At 46.6% G+C, this 18243-nt stretch carries 18 protein-coding genes; 14 read left to right on the top strand and 4 right to left on the bottom strand.

All coding sequences use genetic code 11. The features are described 5' to 3' along the window. Positions 1 to 10: 10 nt before the first annotated feature. Both nrfD and dsrO read right to left on the bottom strand, forming a co-directional pair. Positions 11 to 1141: an NrfD/PsrC family molybdoenzyme membrane anchor subunit gene (gene nrfD / locus R7Q48_RS07350; RefSeq protein ID WP_167415344.1), complete on the bottom strand. Its 1131-nt coding sequence runs from the start codon at positions 1139 to 1141 to the stop codon at positions 11 to 13. Then, positions 1138 to 1905 (bottom strand): sulfate reduction electron transfer complex DsrMKJOP subunit DsrO, encoded by a 768-nt coding sequence (gene dsrO / locus R7Q48_RS07345; RefSeq protein WP_213870307.1) that lies wholly within the window; start codon positions 1903 to 1905, stop codon positions 1138 to 1140. Before dsrO ends, nrfD begins: the two co-directional genes overlap by 4 nt. Positions 1906 to 2083: 178 nt before the next feature. Here dsrO and R7Q48_RS07340 point away from each other — a divergent pair, with 178 nt between their 5' ends. The 14 genes from R7Q48_RS07340 (at position 2084) to R7Q48_RS07275 (ending at position 16168) form a co-directional block, all read left to right on the top strand. Continuing rightward, the gene (locus R7Q48_RS07340; RefSeq protein WP_256902937.1) at positions 2084 to 3916 is read left to right on the top strand and encodes a sensor histidine kinase; all 1833 of its coding nucleotides are present in this window, start codon (positions 2084 to 2086) and stop codon (positions 3914 to 3916) included. Positions 3917 to 3941: 25 nt separating this feature from the next. Then, on the top strand, positions 3942 to 4544 hold the full coding sequence (locus R7Q48_RS07335) for a response regulator transcription factor (protein WP_170893504.1): 603 nt from the start codon (positions 3942 to 3944) through the stop codon (positions 4542 to 4544). Positions 4545 to 4646: 102 nt separating this feature from the next. Next, entirely contained in the window at positions 4647 to 5045 is a 399-nt protein-coding gene (locus R7Q48_RS07330; RefSeq protein ID WP_206970733.1) for a hypothetical protein, read from the top strand. A 65-nt stretch (positions 5046 to 5110) separates the two neighbouring features. Further along, the gene (locus R7Q48_RS07325) at positions 5111 to 7222 is read left to right on the top strand and encodes a protein-disulfide reductase DsbD family protein (protein WP_256902936.1); all 2112 of its coding nucleotides are present in this window, start codon (positions 5111 to 5113) and stop codon (positions 7220 to 7222) included. After that, positions 7219 to 7734 (top strand): protein disulfide oxidoreductase, encoded by a 516-nt coding sequence (locus R7Q48_RS07320; protein ID WP_256902935.1) that lies wholly within the window; start codon positions 7219 to 7221, stop codon positions 7732 to 7734. Before R7Q48_RS07325 ends, R7Q48_RS07320 begins: the two co-directional genes overlap by 4 nt. 161 nt (positions 7735 to 7895) lie before the next feature. Next, a complete protein-coding gene (locus R7Q48_RS07315; protein ID WP_170891293.1) occupies positions 7896 to 8528 on the top strand; it encodes a class I SAM-dependent DNA methyltransferase in 633 nt (210 codons plus the stop codon). Between the two features lie 25 nt (positions 8529 to 8553). Continuing rightward, positions 8554 to 9309, top strand: coding sequence for a class I SAM-dependent methyltransferase (locus R7Q48_RS07310; protein ID WP_256902934.1), 756 nt, complete (start codon positions 8554 to 8556; stop codon positions 9307 to 9309). Positions 9310 to 9328: 19 nt separating this feature from the next. Then, entirely contained in the window at positions 9329 to 9754 is a 426-nt protein-coding gene (locus R7Q48_RS07305; RefSeq protein WP_161440840.1) for a GNAT family N-acetyltransferase, read from the top strand. 3 nt (positions 9755 to 9757) lie between these two features. Then, a complete protein-coding gene (locus R7Q48_RS07300; RefSeq protein WP_213868106.1) occupies positions 9758 to 10318 on the top strand; it encodes a GNAT family N-acetyltransferase in 561 nt (186 codons plus the stop codon). Between the two features lie 228 nt (positions 10319 to 10546). Then, on the top strand, positions 10547 to 11680 hold the full coding sequence (locus tag R7Q48_RS07295; RefSeq protein WP_318132219.1) for an efflux RND transporter periplasmic adaptor subunit: 1134 nt from the start codon (positions 10547 to 10549) through the stop codon (positions 11678 to 11680). Beyond that, positions 11673 to 12944 (top strand): TolC family protein, encoded by a 1272-nt coding sequence (locus tag R7Q48_RS07290; protein WP_256902933.1) that lies wholly within the window; start codon positions 11673 to 11675, stop codon positions 12942 to 12944. The genes R7Q48_RS07295 and R7Q48_RS07290 overlap by 8 nt, the downstream gene beginning before the upstream one ends. Continuing rightward, positions 12941 to 14155, top strand: a complete 1215-nt coding sequence (locus tag R7Q48_RS07285; protein WP_193247732.1) for an ABC transporter permease — start codon at positions 12941 to 12943, stop codon at positions 14153 to 14155. Before R7Q48_RS07290 ends, R7Q48_RS07285 begins: the two co-directional genes overlap by 4 nt. A gap of 2 nt (positions 14156 to 14157) precedes the next feature. Further along, complete coding sequence (locus R7Q48_RS07280; RefSeq protein WP_222133036.1) at positions 14158 to 15441, top strand: ABC transporter permease; 1284 nt, start codon at positions 14158 to 14160, stop codon at positions 15439 to 15441. Between the two features lie 22 nt (positions 15442 to 15463). Continuing rightward, entirely contained in the window at positions 15464 to 16168 is a 705-nt protein-coding gene (locus R7Q48_RS07275; RefSeq protein ID WP_256902932.1) for an ABC transporter ATP-binding protein, read from the top strand. Between the two features lie 65 nt (positions 16169 to 16233). On the opposite strand, the gene R7Q48_RS07270 is transcribed toward R7Q48_RS07275, so the two are convergent. Beyond that, the gene (locus R7Q48_RS07270; RefSeq protein WP_213872655.1) at positions 16234 to 16917 is read right to left on the bottom strand and encodes a topoisomerase I; all 684 of its coding nucleotides are present in this window, start codon (positions 16915 to 16917) and stop codon (positions 16234 to 16236) included. Between the two features lie 75 nt (positions 16918 to 16992). Beyond that, positions 16993 to 17910, bottom strand: coding sequence for a leukocidin family pore-forming toxin (locus tag R7Q48_RS07265; protein ID WP_005376731.1), 918 nt, complete (start codon positions 17908 to 17910; stop codon positions 16993 to 16995). Between the last annotated feature and the right edge of the window lie 333 nt (positions 17911 to 18243).

Raw genomic sequence — 18243 nt, 5'->3', positions numbered from 1 at the left:
TCCTCTTTGATTAGCGTTCAGTTAAGGTGAGTGATGAGGCTTTTACTTCGATCTTTTGTTTTGACTGAACCAGCTCCGAACCGAGCAGTGCCAGTGCAAGCCATAATCCGAGCATGCCAATAATGCCTATCCAGCCATTTCCATCCATAGTGAGTTGGTATGGATACAGCCCTGCATCGAACTTGGCGATGATTTGCACTTCCATGATGGTAAACCAGCGAATCAGCCATGCACTTGCCAGTGCGGCAGCAGACACAAAACTGAGCCCTATGACGTGACGAAATCTGGCTGATGCGGACTTTTGGGTATCGCGCAAGAAGATGAAAGCGAGCAAAACACAACCTAAAACGACAAAAGTGAGCAGGGCAATGTTGTGCATCCACTGTTCGCTAGAATAGAGCGAAAATGCGGAATTGTTGGATGCCCAAATCGGTAGCAGTATCAGCGTTAATACACCGCTGGTAACCACTGATTTTTTAAGTAAATTAGTATCGCCAGATGTCAGTGTCTTTGACTGACTAGGCAGCAAGAGCCAAATCAACAGAGAAAATCCGACCGCGCTCATAAATGCAGTGACAAACCAAAGAACCGGCGACGCGGGTTGGTGCCATAAAGAGCGCGATTTAACGACTGCAATTTCAGCGCCTGTGTAGACTGCAATGGTGATGCCTGATAGCACCGTGATAACAGATACCATAAGCATGACTCTACGAGAGAGCACCCAGTCACCCAGTGACAGCTTTGAAATTAGAGGCAGTACTTTCCCTGGCTGATTACGTAAGTTGATCAGATCCTCGCGGAGATACAGCCATGCAGTCACTACCGCTAAACCTGAGAAAACAGGCAGGAACAGCGAGCCTAGAGACATCCATGACCACGGCGTGATGTGCGCGTAAAAATGCCAAGCTCGTCCCGGCTGGTGAAGGTCGCCAGTTAACGCCAACGGGCCTACGATAGCGCCGATGGCCATCGTTAGCACCAGCGCGGCGCGTAACCGATGACTGGTGTGTTGCTCAAATAACAGTGCGATTAGGAACAAAATAGCGGCAGCGTAAGCAGAACCGATGTAAAAGAAGTACTGCACCGCCCACGGGAGCCAAGCCATTGCTTGAGGTTGGACTAACACTTCGGTGATGTTCATGCGCGCTTTCCTTGTGGGTCGTAAATAGCTGGCTGCCCGTCGATGTGGCTGGTGAAGCGTTCATCCATGCCGATGTAAAACACATGCGGCTTGGTCTCTTCATTGGGCTTTAGCACTTTGATATCGTCTTGGTGCTTCGCAATTAAGCGGCGAACTTCACTTGATGGATCATTCAAATCACCAATTACACGTGCTCCGCCAACACAGGTTTCCACGCAGGCAGGTAATAGGCCTTGTTCTAGACGGTGAGCGCAGAAGGTGCATTTGTCTGCGGTGAGGGTGTCCTCATTGATAAAACGCGCATCGTAAGGGCAAGCCTGTACGCAATACGCGCAGGCGACGCAGCGACTGTTATCCACCATGACGATGCCATCTTCGCGCTGAAAGGTCGCTTGAACCGGACACACAGCCACGCAGGGTGGGTTTTCGCAGTGGTTACAAAGGCGAGGGAGCATAAAGGCTTTCGCTTCTCGCGTGGCTGTAGAGCCATCATCTAACGTAACTTCGTATTGCTTTACGGTGGTTCGGAATTGACCGATAGGCACTTGGTTCTCGATGCTGCAACCCACAGTGCAAGCCTGGCATCCGACACATTTACGCAAATCCACCACCATGGCATAACGCTTGCCGACTTGTCCTTTTCGGTCAGCGGACTGGTTATTTCGAATAATGTTTCCCGCAGTTGCCGTGCCAATGCCTGCGACTGGAATTAACGCGGCTCCGGCTGTGACCGCGCTGAGAAAGCGACGTTTGGTGGAATCCATAACTCACCTGCTTTTTTGTTGTATTTGAATTGACTGATTCCATTGTGAGAAATGCGCCGCGAGGCTTATATTGTGGATTTCCACATACCCAGATCAAACTTGATCTAAAACAAATGTGGTTTAGGGAAGGTAGCTGTTATTCTTGTCGTACTCTCTTGACGGAACGATTCGACTCATCATGAAAAAAGCACTGTGGCTTCAGCTTTGGATTCTTTGCTTAGTTGCCTTTGCATCTTTGGCTCAGGGCGCAGTTTCTGAACAAGCAGATCTGCAAGGAATGCAAGAGCAAAAAGCAGAGCAGCCACAGGCCAAGCAAAAAGTCGAAGTGGGCGTGTTAGCGATACGTGGTCATCTTTATGCTGAGCAGAGATGGCAACCGACCATTGATTGGCTCAATCAGCAAATTTCCGATGTGCATTTTGTCCTTCATCCCCTTAACTTGGATGAAATGGGCGAAGCGGTGAAGTTTCAGAAGATAGATTTCATCTTAACCAACCCAGGTCAGGCAGTGCGATTGGGCAGGCAATACGCGCTGTCGTGGATGGCAACGCTAACCAGCAGAGCACCACAAAACTCGAATTACGGCATTGGTTCGGCGCTTGTGGTTCGAGCCAATTCAAGTTATCAAACGGTGCAAGATGTCTCAGGACGTCCCGTTGCAGCGGTATCAGAAAAAGCCTTTGGTGGTTATCTCACGATGCGCTATCAAATAGTCAAAATGGGTCTTAATCCAAACGATTTCTTTTCTGATGTCCGCTATCTTGGTTTTCCTATTGATGCCAACCTGTATCAATTACGTGATGGCAATGTGGAAGCGGCCGTTGTCCCTGCTTGTTTATTGGAACAGATGCTAAGCGAAGGGCTTTTACAACCGAGTAATTACCGAGTTTTAAATCAACAGCCGAACGAGCGTTCGTTATGCGCTGTTTCCACACCGCTTTATCCGAACTGGTCATTTGCCAAAACAGAGCGCGGCTCATCTCAGATTGCCAAACAGATTGCGCAAGTATTGTTAGCGATGCCACCTGAACACCCTGCGGTTATTGCGGCAGGCGCGTCAGGTTGGACGTCCCCCGTCAGCTTGCTGAGTATCGACAAACTGTATCAGGCGTTGGATCTCCATCCGTTGCAACAACCTTGGTGGAGTGAGGCTCTACGCTGGCTGCGTAGTCATCAAGAATGGGCATGGGCGCTGTTCATGTTTGTGATTGTGTTGAACGCGTACCACTTTTGGCTTGAGTATCGATTTAGCAAGAGTAAGCAAGCGTTGGAGCAGACATCGTTACGATTAAAAGAGAAAAGTGAACAGTTAGAACATTCACAAAGGGTCGCGATTGTCGGAGAAATCGGCACTAGTCTTGCTCATGAACTCAATCAGCCATTGGCAGCCATTCGCAATTATAGTGAAGGCGGTTTACTTCGCTTGGCCAAAAAACGCCCACATGAAGATATTGTCCCTGTACTTGAGAAAATACAGGGCCAAGTTGAAAGAGCCGATGCAATTATTCAGCGATTAAGAACGTTGATTCGCAAGCGCAGTGTCGACAAAACGTCGTGTGATCTTCAAGTACTCATTGATGACACGATTGAGTTGCTCCATTTTAGAATGCAGAAGCAAAACATTTCGATTATGGCCAGTACAGAAGGGAACATTCGTCCGTTACTTGTCGATGCAGTTGGCGTACAACAGGTTTTAGTTAATGTGATCAGCAACGCGATTGATGCGTGTACTTTGTTCCAAGAGAAATATCACTCATCAGGCTATCAAGGTAAAATTGCCCTGCATTGCGATTACCAAATCAGTCAACTCTCTATTCGAGTGTTAGACAATGGTACAGGGTTGCAGCAAGAGAATCCGACTCAAGCGTTTGTGAGTAGCAAAGAAGAAGGGCTTGGGCTGGGGTTAGCCATTTGTCGCGATGTGATGGAAATGCATTGTGGCGAGTTTGTCATCAGCTCGACAGCACCACATGGTTGTTTGGTTGAGCTTGTGTTTCCATATCAAAACTAATCTGAACTAGGCATAGGAGCATTCAATGAGCAGCGGTGAAAAGCAGCTACCTGTTTTTGTAGTCGATGATGATGAATCGGTGCGTGACTCGCTCGCTTTTATGCTGGAAGAGCATGACTTCAACGTGACGACTTTTGCTGATGGGCAATCTTTTCTCGATAAAGTGGACATTCATCAAGCCGGATGCGTGATCCTTGATAGCCGAATGCCCAACTTTCGTGGTCAGCAAGTGCACCAAATTTTAAATCAAGCCAACAGCCCGTTGGCCGTTATTTATCTGACAGGGCATGGTGATGTCCCGATGGCGGTCGATGCATTACAAGCTGGGGCGGTCAATTTCTTCCAAAAACCAGTCAAAGGCGATGAACTGGCACGAGCTATTTTGCAGGGACAGGCGCAGTCTGCCACAAACCTCGATATGGCAGCAGCTAAATCGGCTTATGAATCGCTCACACCTAGAGAAAAAGACATTTTACGTTTGATCATTGAAGGAAAGCGCAACATTCGTATTGCTGACGAACTTTGCATAGCAATGCGAACGGTTGAAGTACACCGAGCCAATCTATTGAAGAAGTTCTCGGCAAAAACCGTCGCAGAGTTGGCATATATTTATGGCAAGTTAGATTAAAGCTTAGCGAGTGAAGCCTCTTAAGGCTATTTAGAGGATACAACTTGAGCTTTATGACGACTCGCGTATTATCTTCTTCGTTCTTACTTTATCTGAATTCTTATGAGTTTGTTGACTAAACGACATCACACGCCACATAAGCGGGCAAAATGGCTACTGGCGATTATTGGCTGGGTGGTGGTTGTGTGTCTGATGCAAAATTCAGGCTTTGCATCGTCATGCTCTATGAAATATGAGACGGAATCGCCCGCGGTTTCATTTGCTGATGAGCGTTCGAGCGTCAAGTCGATTGATACTAAAGAAACCAGCAAGTGCGAATTGTCTGAAAAGTTAATTCAGTTTTCTCAACATCAACTCGATGTATTTATTGTTGTTCTGTTTGTCGGTCTTTTTGCTTCGGCAATTTGGTTGTGCAGTGCCTATATTGGTGCGCAACATTGGACGGAACCGATAGGCCGTAAGTATCGAGTCCATCTGACTTTCTGTGTGTTCCGAGAATAAAAGTGTGCTTTCTGACCACTAGCGTCAGTTATTTAGCACCTTTGTCTTTATAACTAGGAATCACTATGAATCAAATTACTAAACTGACTCAGTTTGCGTCCATGTTTTTTATGACGCTTGCTTTGAGTTTGCTCTCTCTGAGTATTTCAGCTCAAACTACTGATACAGGTTGGCTAACCAACCCACAACATCCTCCAGTGCAAACGCGCTTTGTGCTCACTGGTCAACAAGATCCGCAAGCCAAAACAATCACTGGTTATCTGGACGTCAAGTTGGCTGGGGACTGGAAAACTTACTGGCGTTCACCTGGTGAGGGCGGCGTAGCACCATCTATTGATTGGCAAAATTCACAAAATTTATCCAAAGTGGATTGGCAATGGCCGCACCCACAAAAATTCGAACTATTAGGTATCGAGACTCTTGGGTATAAAGGCGATACTTTGTTCCCCATGACGCTGCACGTCGAAGACATGTCCAAACCTGTCACGATTGATGCGGTACTGACACTTTCCTCTTGTACGACGATTTGTGTGCTGACCGACTATCAAATTCAATTGACGTTCTTGCCTTCTGATCTAAAAGTCGATGAAGACGTGATGTTCAGTTACGCTCAAGCAGTGAGTAACGTGCCGCAGCCATCGCCGTTTATTGATGTTACTCAGGCGAGTTGGGATGCGAACCAATCGAAACTGCAAATCAAGCTAAAGAACAGTCAGGGTTGGCAACAACCACAAGTGCTGGTGGATGGTGTCGATGAAGCAACGCGAGACTATAGCTTCAAGTTTGAAGGAATGCTTCAAGAAGGAAACATCGTCACCGCGAGCTATATCGTTGATACTTGGCTAGGCGATGTGGAGTTAGATGGTCAGTCGCTGTTTGTGACCATCAAAGACACCAATTTACTAGCAGAAGAAACCACTCAAGCAACTGCTGAGGCAATAGTTGAACCGTTGCCGAGCACGTCTCTAACGAGTGTTTTTCTATTCGCGTTGCTCGGCGGTTTAATTCTTAACATCATGCCTTGCGTTCTTCCGGTTTTGGGGATGAAGCTAAGTAGTATTGTTGCCGCTCAAGGTATCGAGCGTCGTCAAATTCGCGCTCAGTTTGTTGCCTCGTCACTTGGTATATTAACGTCGTTCTGGATTCTCGCTGGTTTTATTTTGGTGCTCAAGCTAACAGGTAATGCCATTGGTTGGGGCGTGCAATTTCAAAGCCCCTGGTTCTTAGGTTTGATGGTGTTGGTCACCACTTTGTTTGGGGCCAATATGCTGGGGCTGTTTGAAATCCGTCTATCATCGGGTACCAATACATGGCTGGCCTCGAAAGGCGACAACTCGTTAGCTGGACACTATGTGCAAGGGATGTTTGCAACCTTGCTTGCTACGCCGTGTTCTGCGCCTTTCCTAGGAACGGCCGTGGCGTTTGCTTTGGGTGCCGATGTGGTTACGCTGTTTGCTATTTTCACCGCCTTAGCGTTGGGGATGGCGTTGCCTTGGATTATGGTGGCAATTTTCCCAAGTATTGCGCTTAAATTGCCGAAGCCGGGTCAGTGGATGAACGTGGTCAAAAACGTATTTGGTGTGATGATGTTGGCCACCAGCGTTTGGCTACTGTCTTTGATGGCCAATCACCTCCCAGTGTTTTGGGTCATTTTCGCCGGTTTAGTCGCGTTTATTGTTCTGATGATTCGCGTTAAACGCGTTCATGGCGATAAAGCACTCGTGCTATCCGGCTCTGCATCGCTTATCTTAATTGCTGGCGGGCTGCTACTTGGTAGTATCACTGCCGACCAATGGGCGACACCGCTTCCTGAGGACTTAGCGTGGCAGAAGCTTTCTAACTCGGCGATAGAACAGCACGTCAATAATGGGCGAGTGGTGTTTGTGGATGTCACTGCGGATTGGTGTGTCACGTGTAAAGCGAACAAGATCGGCGTGATCTGGCAAGATCCTGTCTACTCATTGCTGCAAAGCCCTAATGTGGCGACGTTAAAAGGGGATTGGACACATCCGGACGGCTCGGTAACGGACTTTTTACGAGCTCATGGGCGTTACGGTGTGCCGTTTAACATCGTCTATGGCCCGGCGGCGCCACAAGGTATCCCGTTACCTGTTATTCTGACTGATGATGTTGTTTTAAGCGCGGTGAAACAAGCGAGTGGGGGAACCATTCAATGAGTTCGACAAAGCAGCGTAGAACATTCCGATATTGGCTCGTTCAAATCGTACAGATGGTGCTCATTGTCACCGTTATTTCTATCGCGATGGATTGGTATCGCACCAAAGATATTCCCAAACAGGAGGCACCACCATTGAGCTCCGTATTGAGCGATGGTGAATACTTCGATGCAATCGCACAAAGTCATGAACAACCTGTCGTTGTTTACTTTTGGGCGACTTGGTGTCCCGCTTGTAAATTTGTAAGTCCAAGCGTGAGCTGGCTGAGTGATGACTATGCCGTAGTTGGCGTTTCTGGCTCATCAGGGCCAAATGAGCGTGTGGCGCAGTTTATGCAGGCAAAAGAATATCGTTTTGAAAACATAAACGATCCTTCAAGCGATATTATGCGTGAATGGAAAATTAGCGTGACCCCAACCATTTATGTTTTAAGAAATGGTGAAATTTCCTCTGTCACAACTGGCGTTACCACTCCGATAGGAATACTAGCGAGAATTTGGTTAGCTCGATAACGCTATAAAAATCCGATATTCAAAATATTGAGTATCGGATTTTTTTGTTGTCCTAAACAACCAGTCGGTCACATACCATAAAGAACTAGTTAACCAATAAGTGTCTAGATGCTTATTGCGTGCTACATTCGAGCATCGTTCTGGTTATCAAGGAGGAAACGATGAACGTAGCAAAAATGTATGATGATGTGTCGGATCGCTATCAAAAGTTGGTGGATGACAGTCACTACGTCGGTCCACGTTGGATTTCTGAGAAGTTAAAAACCTTTCCCATCGAGCAAGGCTCGGTTCTCGACCTAGCCTGTGCGACTGGCAGTATCGGCCATGTCGTAAAAAGTCACTATCCAGAACTCGCCATCCATGGCTTAGACATCTCGTCCAAAATGGTTGATAAAGCGCGCCAAACTAACCTCTATCAAAGCGTCGCGGTTCATAATCTCGATGAGCCATTTTCCCCTTTGTTTGAACAAACCTTCGACCTTATCACCGCACTTGGTTTTACTGAGTTTCTAGCAGAGCCTCAACAACTTCTGGAGTGCATTTCGCATAAGCTAACTGCGAATGGACGATGTTTTATCAGCTTTCAATACCACGATCCGGATGGACAAGATTTGCCTCGAAATACTTATAGTGGATCGGTCGTGCATACGGCATATACCGAAAGTGAAGTTGAGCAACTCTGTCAGCAAGCGGGGTTGGAAGTGGTTTCCCTAGAAAATGTGATTGGTTACGTATCTGGTGTTGGTTATGTGTGTCGATACTTGATGCTAGAGCTGAAAAAGTCACACCGCTGAAATAAGTAACAAACAAGGATTGTTTTTGAAAACACAAGATTTAACCGAATTCGGGTCTGGCATTGAATACGATGCTCAATACGACCAGCATTACCATCACGACATTGCTTTTATCACAAGGTTAATCGAAGAAACCAATGCTCGAAGTGTACTGGATGTCTGTTGTGGTTCCGGCATTGTCACGATTCCAGTCTCTGAGCAACTCAACGAAGCCATTGGCATTGATATTTCTGAAGGGATGCTCAAACACGCAAAGGACAAAGCCAAAAGCAGGAGTAACTTGCGTTTTCTTCATCTCGACGCAACCCAGTTTTCGTTAGGTAAGAAGTTTGACCTAGCCATAATGACAGGGAATGCATTCCAAGCCTTTTTAAGTGATGAGATGCTAGCAGGTGCACTGAGCTCAATATCAAGACACCTCGAAAAAGGTGGGCGATTTGTCTTCGATACGCGGTTACCAACGCCAGAGAATCTAGAACTGGATAATGAGATGGCACTGTGGCAAACCTATGTTTCTCCTACTTATGGTGAAGTGAATTATTTAGGTATGAAGGCCGAGTATGACTTGCAAACATCCATCCTGTATTTGAAGAAAGAGCGCCATTTTGAAGGTGGAACGATTGAGTATTCCAGCATTGATTTAAAATATCGTCCGCTGGAAGACATAGAGGTTTTCCTTGAACAAGCGGGATTCAGAATCATAGAGAAGTACCAGTCTTGGTCAGCGCAAGCATTTGAGGCGAATGCCAACTCGCTTGTCTGTGTGGCTAAGAAAATATAAATCAATGTTGAGGGATACAATGCAAGGATTTCAAATTACTACGTCGTTAGATGACATGGATTTAGACGTTATCTACGAGTTCATTTCAAACAGTTACTGGGGAAAGGGCATTCCAAGAGAACGCCTTGAGAAGTCATTGCGCCATTCGTTCTGTTTCGCGGTTTTGGATGATGAAAATCAACTCGTTGCTTTTGCTCGGTTAATTACCGATCGTACCACGTTTGCGTACCTTGCCGATGTGTTTGTTATGGAGGTACACCGTGGTAAAGGCATCAGTAAGTGGTTGATCTCAGAAATTGTTGCTCATCCAGAACTACAAGGCTTACGCCGTATGATGCTTGCAACCCGCGATGCTCATGGGTTGTACGAACAGTTTGGGTTCACTCCTATTGCTCCAGTAGAAAACTTTATGCAAATCTGGAAACCGAATGTTTATCAGAGCTAAATCATGATGAGAGTTGAATCTCAACAAGTGGCAATCAGATACCTCAAAACAACAGACGCTGCTCCCCTGTTTGAAAACTATTTAGGCGATGAGAAAGCATGCCGCTTCCTCAATCGCCAAGCCCACCAAAATGTTAATCAAACCCTTGAAGCTATCGAAAGATGGTGTGCTCAATATGATCAAAAGTCTCCCAATCTCTTAGTCTTCGCTATTGAAGAACTCACTTCTCAAACTCCTATTGGTTGTCTGGTGCTGATACCTGAGCAAGACAGCAGTGAAATCCATTTTGGTATTTCTGCTCGCTATCGGGGAAAAGGCTATGCAACCCAAGCCTGCAAACTTGGCGTTGTCTACCTGCAAAGCTTGGGTATAACGCGCATTCGCACCGCCCCGCATATTGGCAACCACGCGAGTATCCGTGTGTTGGAGAAATGCGGCTTTATCAGCCAAGGCATTTTAAAAGCGCATGCAGTTTTTCCTGCTCTAGGACGTGAGGCGCAAGACTGTATGGATATGCGATTGGAGGATATCGAACAGCGCCATTTTGCACATTGTTCAGAATGAAATTGATAGCGGTTGAAACGAGCGGTTACAGATCTTGTCAGTCGCCATCGTAGACAGCGTCTTCGCTGAATGATTCCTCGAGATTTTTTTAGTCTTTGATTGTCAGAGGTGACTGACAAAACCATACCAACTGTGACAACCAAACCGCTATTAAAGCAGGATATTATTCCTTCAACTTTGTGTTTTAGGAGTAGTCATTAGACTACCCAATAATTGTTGGAATAAATAATGACGAAACGTTGGCTTGTCTCCGCAGTGAGCATTGCGCTGCTCGGCGGTGGTACGTACTTCTATCTCCAATCTGCTGCTCAACCAGAATTGCTGCCTACATTGATTGTGGAAAAAGGCACGATTGAAAAACAAGCGGTGGCTGTTGGTAAAATTGTCCCTGCACACTCCGTGTCTATCAAGTCACAAATCGACGGTATCGTCGGTGAAATTTACGCGAAAGTTGGTGAAAAGGTGAAGCAAGGCCAGCCGCTGATCAAAGTGCGTCCAAACCCAACCCCCCAAGCATTAACGGATGCATCGGCAGAACTCATGCGTAGTGAAGCCGATCTGGAATCCGCCAAACAAAAACTGTCCAACTTAGAAAGCTTGGTCAAGCAGGACATTATTCCAAGTAACTACGACGAATACGTAAGTGCGCGCTCGGCAGTCAAATCTGCGCAAGCGGACGTATTGCAAAAGCGCCAGAATCTCGAACTCATCCGCAGTGGTGAGGCGTCTATCGGTGATGCGCGTTTAACGTCGACGATCTACGCGCCAATTGATGGCACGGTACTCAACCAGAAAGTTGAGGTCGGAGAGCCGATCATCTCGACTCAATCAAGCCAAGCCGCGACTGAAATGATGTCATTGGCCGACATGAACAGTCTGATTTTTAAAGGTAGCGTCAGTGAGCATGATGCTGCGCAGTTGTCTCCGGGAATGCCCGTTATGTTGACGGTTGCGCCTTATCCTGATGTGGTGATTTCTGGTGTGCTAACCAAAGTAGCGATTCAATCTGAGAACCTTAACTCACCAGAAGGCAACGCTTCGGCTAAAAGTTTTGATAACGGTTTTGAGGTTGAAGTGGGAGAACTCAAGATCCCACAAGATGTGTTGCTTCGTTCTGGTTTTTCATCGACGGCTCAAATCATTCTGAAGACTTCTGAAAACGTGCTCACGCTACCGGAGCGCGCTCTGCAATTTGATGGTGACGCACCGAATGTTCTGATCCCCGATAGCTCAGAACAAGGGTTTCATAAACAACCTGTGAAACTCGGTCTGTCAGATGGCATCAATGTCGAAGTGCTTGACGGCGTGGAGCTTGATGAAGAGGTTATCGACAACAGCATGATGGGAGCGGCGCATGGTTAAGCTGCAACGATCAACAATCGCCTTTGCATTGTTGGCTGCCACGCTCAGTTTGCCGACCTACGCAATTTCTATTGAACAAGCTTGGCAACAAGCAAAGCAGAACGATCCAAATTACGAAAAAGCGAAAATCGGCGTCCAGCTTGGCGAGGTTGGCGTACAGAGTAGCCGCAGTGCGTTATTGCCGGGTTTAAGTGCCAGTGCGTCAGCGGATTGGAATGAGTCCTCAAGCCATTCGAACAGTTACGGCGCTACCTTATCTCAAACTATTTGGGATAGCAGCTTGTGGTCGGAACTGGATCAAGCGAATGCCAATTATCTCAAAGCACAGTTAGAGCTATCTCAATCGCATAACGAGCTTGCGCAGAAGTTTCTCACTGCTTACCTAGATGTGGCAAGCGCACAGGGCGACCTCAAATTGGCGCAGTCCAAGCTGGAGGAGGGGAAAGAACTTCTCAACATCATCGAGAAACGCTATCGAGCAGGCAAAGTGAAGTCGGTTGATGTTGAAGAGATGCGAGCGAATCAAGTCTCTGAGCAAGCAAGTATCCTCAATGCAAAAGCCGATCTCGAAGTGAAAAAAGCAGATCTTGCGGCGTTAATCAATCAAATGCCCGAGAGTGTCGACCAAATTCGAACGGATTCTTTGATTCAGCCACCGATGCTGGTGAACTCTCAGGAGCAATGGCTAAAGCTAGCGACAGACAGCAGTCCAGAGCTGTTGGTGGCGGCGCAGATGGTGAAAGCGAGCGAGTTCGCGAAAGATTCAGCTAAAGGTGGATACTACCCGACCGTCAAAGGCAGTGTGGGCTACAGCGATGGTGACAATCGTTCAAACGGCGAGTTTAACGCTGGGATTAGTTTGAGTTTGCCGATTGACCTCAATGGTGCAGTGCGAGCGAAAGTGGACGAAGCATCGTTGAACATTTTAAGCGCCAAGCAAGATATGCGTAGAGTGGAAATTGATATTCAGAAACGAGTTATTCAGCAGTTTAAGCAGGTCGATATCAACTGGAATCAAGTTTTGATAGCGAACGAGCTGGTTGAGTCGCGCGCCAGAGTGTTGCAAAGCAAAGAGAAACTTTACGACGCTGGTCTGCTTGAAGTGTCGGAAGTTATCAGCGCACACAACAGCTTGTTTGAGGCGAAAAACAGTCTGCAAACCAACTTGTACAGCTACTGGCGTAAGAGAATCGGCTTACTGCAAACCGCAGGGAAACTCGATGACGATACCATGGCGTTGATCTCTCGGGCTTTTCATTCATGAGCAGCCTATTGCAACAAACTTGGCAAACGTTGATGGCGCACCGCATGAAGAGCGTGCTAGCCATTATCGCGATTGCTTGGGGCGTGATCTCTGTGGTGGTGTTAATCGCACTTGGCGAAGGCTTTTATCGCCATCAGACCCAGTCGTTTTCATTTATGATCAACAATGTGCAAGTGGTGTTTCCGTCGAGTACCAGTAAACCGTGGCAAGGGTTAGCTTCAAGACGACAAATTGATATTCCACAAGAAAAAGTCGACATGATCAAACAGTCAGGCTTCGTGCAACAGGTGTCAAGCGTTTACGCCAAATGGGATGCGAATATCACCAATCTCAAAGGACAGAACTTATCGAGTACGGTCAGCGGTATTGATACGTCTTACTTTCCTTTAATGCAACGCAAGCTGCAATCCGGTTCGAGAAACCTGTCACCAAGTGATATGGACAACCATACTCGCGTGGCGGTGTTAGGCGATCAAATTGCGCAAATGGGCGGAATCCAAATCGGGGATAGGCTCAAAGTCAACGGCATTCCGTTTTTGGTGATTGGGATAACCGTTGGTGAGGACACTGGCATTTCATTCGGCGATAGCCGCACGGTTTTCATTCCTCAAACAACGTACCGCGATTTGTGGGATGCGAAACCTTGGATGGTATTGATGAAGCCGAGAGACGGGATGGATGCACCGTCGTTTCGACAAAATATCGTGAACTTTTTCGCCAAGCAGCTTCATTTTGACCCAAGTGATAAAGATGCGGTCGAATTACCCGATTTTAGTGAAGGTGCGGCGGTCATCAGTGGAATTTTGCGTGGCATTCAGATTTTTCTCGGAGCGAGTGGCGCGATGACCATGGCGGTCGGTGCGCTTGGCGTTGCCAACATCATGTTTTTATCTGTCACGGAGCGCACGCGTGAAATCGGTGTGCGTTTGGCGATCGGGGCGACTCAAAAATCCATACTCAGTCAGTTTATTCTTGAAGGGCTTATTTTGGTAGCTGTGGGCACGGCATTAGGTCTGATGTTTTCGTATGCCGTGGTGTCTGTCCTAAGCAGCATGGCATTACCGGAATGGATTGGTTTACCTGTGATCACGCCAGATTCCATTGCTTGGTCTTTACTTGTGACGCTTATCTTGGCATTGATGGCATCGTATTTCCCAGCAAGGCGAGCATCGCGTCTCACGGCAGTCATTGCTTTGAGTGCGAGGGCCTAGTCATGTTGTTACCGATGAGACAAATTTTCCAAGAAATGGCTGCAGAAAAGCTGAGATTGGGTTTGACCATTCTGGCTGTAGCGTGGGCGACCCTCTGTATCGCTGCTATGTTGGCGGTAGGTGAGGGCATTCGTCAGGGGGTATTGAAAACCGCACAAAATGGTAACGGCAACTTGATTTATTTGACCGGAGGGATGGCCACCGTCGACCACGGTGCTTTTCACCAAGGTAAGTTTCTGACGTTAAAAATGGACGATTCAGAGATCGTTCGAGCATTACCCGATGTAAAAAGCGTTGCGCCAACTGCGAAGTGGAAAGAGCGCATCACCGTTGGTGACAGAAGCTCATGGCAAGAGCCGTTAGCAGTCACGAGCGAGTTTCAATCCATGACCAATTTGGTGCCGATGGCGGGGGGACGATGGTTAAATCCACTCGATCAAAAAGAGACGCGCAAAGTCGTTGTACTGGGTTATGAACTGGCAGCCGACTTATTCAACCCGAATGAGGACTTTAGTTGGTTTGCGACAGTCACATTGCAAGTCAACCCTGTGGGGCAAAAGGTAAAAATCGGCAATGAGCAGTTCACCGTTGTGGGCGTATTGGAGAAAAACAGCGCCCAAATAGAACTGGGGGATCTTATCAACTATTCCAGCTTTGTGCCGTTAGCGACGTGGAAGCGATTTCATGTCAACGGTGAAATTGGTGGCATCAATGTGCAACCACAAGCGGATGTAGACCGAGAAGCCTTAGCAAAGACGATCAGGCAAGTGATTGCCCGTAAGCACGGGGCAAGTGTCAGTGATGAACAGGTCGTCCAAGTCGATGATATGTTCCTTAAACAAAAGAGTATGCAGCAGTTTCTGATAGGTTTGCAGAGTTTTCTTGGCATTATCGGCTTCGTGACGTTAGCTGTTGCTGGCGTTGGCATCGCCAATGTGATGTATGCCACCGTAAAGCGATCTACGCGTGATATCGGCGTGCGCATGGCGGTCGGTGCAACCCCAACGGCCATTCGCATGCACTATTTAGTGCAGTCTTTATTGACAATGATGATGGGGGGCGCGCTTGGCTTAGGCGTGACGTACGCGCTGGTGTCTGCCATCAGTTCCATTCCTTTAGAGGGCAATGCCTTTTATGAACAACTGGGTAAACCTGTCCCGGAGTTGTCGTGGGTCGTTGTCGCGATTGTCATCCTCACCTTAGTGATCATTGGTGTGGCATCTGCATGGTTACCTGCAAACCGAGCCGCAAAAGTCAGCCCGTTGGAGGCGCTACAAAGTGAATAACAACAATAACTCTGGAAAGAACATGTCGAACAAGCCGCTTGTTGAGCTGACCAACATCTGTAAATACTACTCAAGCGGGGAGGCGGAAGTTCGCGCGCTAGACGGCGTTGACTTAACCATTAATCAAGGCGAGTTTCTTTCGATTCTTGGCCCGTCCGGTTCAGGCAAATCAACGTTGATGAACATGCTCGGCTGTTTAGATAAGCCCACCGATGGCAAGTACCAACTTGGCGGCCAAACCGTCGCAAGTTTAAGTGCGAATGAGCTGGCTGGCATTCGTAACCAAAAGATCGGATTTGTCTTCCAAAGCTTTAACTTATTGGAATACGCGACGGCGCTTGATAACGTGGCACTGCCGTTGGTTTACTCTGGTATCAAAGCCAAAGAACGTCGCCAGCGCGCCGCTAAATTGCTAGAGCAAGTCGGGCTAGGGGATCGTTTAGACCATAAACCAAACCAGCTTTCTGGTGGTCAAAAACAGAGGGTCGCGATTGCAAGAGCCTTGGTTAACGATCCGCAAATCATCTTAGCAGATGAACCAACGGGTGCATTGGATTCAAAATCCGGCGCAGAGATTGAAGCCTTGTTCAACCAACTCCACGCCGAAGGTAGAACGCTGATCATCGTGACGCACGATAACGCTCTGGCAGAGCGCACTAAACGCATCATCACCATCAAAGACGGCAAGGTGATTTCGGATAGGGTGCCGGTAAGTAGGGAGAAATGAGCTTTTCTTAATTGAGAACTGAGTTTTAAGGGAAATAGCGATACAGAGGCTATCTCCCTTTACTTTTATTCGCGATGTTCGTTTTGTCTCTCTTTTATCAAGTCATGCTTTTGTTCTTTAAGTAGAGTGATTGCGAGCTTAGTGTCCTCAATCAATTTACTGTTATCGTTGAGATCTTTGCTCTTCAAAGGCAAAACTAGATAATGAATGCTGCCATCTGCATTCTGTACTCCGGTAGCGATGATGACATCACCTTCAGACGCCGTACCAAAATACTCTGATACGACTTTGGTTTCGCTGACACCGTAGCTATCCAAATAGGATGACTCCGTATTGTCAAACAAGATAGGAACCCCTTGCTTAGCTAATGTTCGCAATTGTTTTTGCTTTTTCTCGTCGAATGGATAGTCGGTCGTACTGATGTAACTTACCTGTTCAGCTTCAATAAAATCGTACAGTTCATTGCTCAGTTCATTTAATGGGGCAGATATCCAAGGTGTAGCTGGAATGACGTCGGAAGTATCATCATTGCGACTTAGTGGTGTTGGAGCGGTAACAACCTCTTGAGCAGCATCGCTCTCAGGAGGCGTTACACTTATTGTCGCAGCGTCTTCTGTCTTGATTTGCTCATCAAGGCTTGCAACAGGTTCGGTCTGGGCATTCTTGTTATTTGAATTAATTAGAAATATGGCGAGTACTGCACCAAGTGCTAGCGCCGATCCAGTCAAGAGTTTTTTGTTACTTGTCATGTGTCATGTCTTACCGTTTATTTCATTAGTAAATATAGCGGCCACTTATTTATTCCGTGGCCGCAGGCTAATAAGTTAGTGGTAGAGATCGTCATTCCAAGAGATAGTTACGGCTCGGCTAGTCTCTGTCCATTGACTGCTATCACGATTTTTCTTCCAGGTATTTTCTGGAGTGGTATACCAGCTACACCAGTCGCGACCAAAGTAGTAATTGGTTTTTCGCCAACCAGCAACCAGCTTGACCTCTGATGTATCTAGGCCATCTTGAATGTCATTTTTTCTATATACGACGCCGACTTGTGGTTTAAAGTCTGAACGCATAACGACAGGTAACTCATTGTAATCAATCAAATTACCCATGTCACAACTGGTCCAACGATACAATAACCAGTCTTTAGCTGGCGTATTATGGCGGATAGTCTTGTTTTCAATTAACCAATTAATGCTTTCGTTAGCTTGGTTAAAATCGGCAACCGTTTGAAACTCTGGCTGGTCGTACGTTACACGGTTGCTCCAGGAGATTCCCCCACTAATATTTGGAGAAGTAGAAGCACTGAATCCAAGGTTAAAATCTAGCGACTCACTGACAGATGCCGTTGCAATGGTGTTTTCTGGAGCATGGCTCATGTGGCGTAAAGGGGCGCCATTTAAATAGCTCAGTGCCAGCTTAAAAGCCGTTGGAACGGTGTAACGGTAATCTCCCCCAGTAGCAAAACCATAGATTTGTTCTTTGTTTGGAACATTAGTCATGTCGAAGCCAGAACCGCCATTTAGGATCAACTTGGCTTCTTTAGCGCCATTTGGTAGCAAAGATTGGTTCCAGACATTTTCTAAAGAATAAATTAAGCGGATTTTTTTCGAGCGTGCATCACCATCATCAAGCTGAAGCAATGTCGAAGTGTAAGATTTCAATGTATCTTCAGCATGTGCTGGTGCTAAAGAACCAAGTAAAGCGAGTGCGATAATACTCGCGGAAAGATGCTGTTTTTCCATTATTTTTTCCTATTAGTCAGCCCATAAAGACTTTTGTTTTAAACCATCTTGATGGGCACTTTATAATTATGGACAGGTTATAAATTCAAGCTCAATAAATGAGCGGTGAAATAGTGCATCTTGTTTTTTATTAAAAAAAGAAAAAGGATAGATTCGTGGGATTAATGTCTCATAGTTTTTAAATTCACCACTCAACTATAATAAATAAGAATTTGGTTATTAAGTTTTGTCTTTTTAAGTTATTGCTTAATTTTAATTTTCTAATGTTGTGTTGAGATTTTCTATTGATAAAAGTGAATTTTATAAATGTTAGCCATGTTATTTTTAGGGTTT

Source organism: Vibrio sp. 378 (assembly GCF_033339435.1).
This window is presented reverse-complemented; position numbering and strand designations above follow the sequence as displayed.

Bases quoted from the DNA above. Each gene is read 5' to 3' on its own strand.
- nrfD (WP_167415344.1), bottom strand. From the start codon at position 1,141: ATGAACATCACCGAAGTGTTAGTCCAACCTCAAGCAATGGCTTGGCTC.
- dsrO (WP_213870307.1), bottom strand. From the start codon at position 1,905: ATGGATTCCACCAAACGTCGCTTTCTCAGCGCGGTCACAGCCGGAGCC.
- R7Q48_RS07340 (WP_256902937.1), top strand. From the start codon at position 2,084: ATGAAAAAAGCACTGTGGCTTCAGCTTTGGATTCTTTGCTTAGTTGCC.
- R7Q48_RS07335 (WP_170893504.1), top strand. From the start codon at position 3,942: ATGAGCAGCGGTGAAAAGCAGCTACCTGTTTTTGTAGTCGATGATGAT.
- R7Q48_RS07330 (WP_206970733.1), top strand. From the start codon at position 4,647: ATGAGTTTGTTGACTAAACGACATCACACGCCACATAAGCGGGCAAAA.
- R7Q48_RS07325 (WP_256902936.1), top strand. From the start codon at position 5,111: ATGAATCAAATTACTAAACTGACTCAGTTTGCGTCCATGTTTTTTATG.
- R7Q48_RS07320 (WP_256902935.1), top strand. From the start codon at position 7,219: ATGAGTTCGACAAAGCAGCGTAGAACATTCCGATATTGGCTCGTTCAA.
- R7Q48_RS07315 (WP_170891293.1), top strand. From the start codon at position 7,896: ATGAACGTAGCAAAAATGTATGATGATGTGTCGGATCGCTATCAAAAG.
- R7Q48_RS07305 (WP_161440840.1), top strand. From the start codon at position 9,329: ATGCAAGGATTTCAAATTACTACGTCGTTAGATGACATGGATTTAGAC.
- R7Q48_RS07300 (WP_213868106.1), top strand. From the start codon at position 9,758: ATGATGAGAGTTGAATCTCAACAAGTGGCAATCAGATACCTCAAAACA.
- R7Q48_RS07295 (WP_318132219.1), top strand. From the start codon at position 10,547: ATGACGAAACGTTGGCTTGTCTCCGCAGTGAGCATTGCGCTGCTCGGC.
- R7Q48_RS07290 (WP_256902933.1), top strand. From the start codon at position 11,673: ATGGTTAAGCTGCAACGATCAACAATCGCCTTTGCATTGTTGGCTGCC.
- R7Q48_RS07285 (WP_193247732.1), top strand. From the start codon at position 12,941: ATGAGCAGCCTATTGCAACAAACTTGGCAAACGTTGATGGCGCACCGC.
- R7Q48_RS07280 (WP_222133036.1), top strand. From the start codon at position 14,158: ATGTTGTTACCGATGAGACAAATTTTCCAAGAAATGGCTGCAGAAAAG.
- R7Q48_RS07275 (WP_256902932.1), top strand. From the start codon at position 15,464: ATGTCGAACAAGCCGCTTGTTGAGCTGACCAACATCTGTAAATACTAC.
- R7Q48_RS07270 (WP_213872655.1), bottom strand. From the start codon at position 16,917: ATGACAAGTAACAAAAAACTCTTGACTGGATCGGCGCTAGCACTTGGT.
- R7Q48_RS07265 (WP_005376731.1), bottom strand. From the start codon at position 17,910: ATGGAAAAACAGCATCTTTCCGCGAGTATTATCGCACTCGCTTTACTT.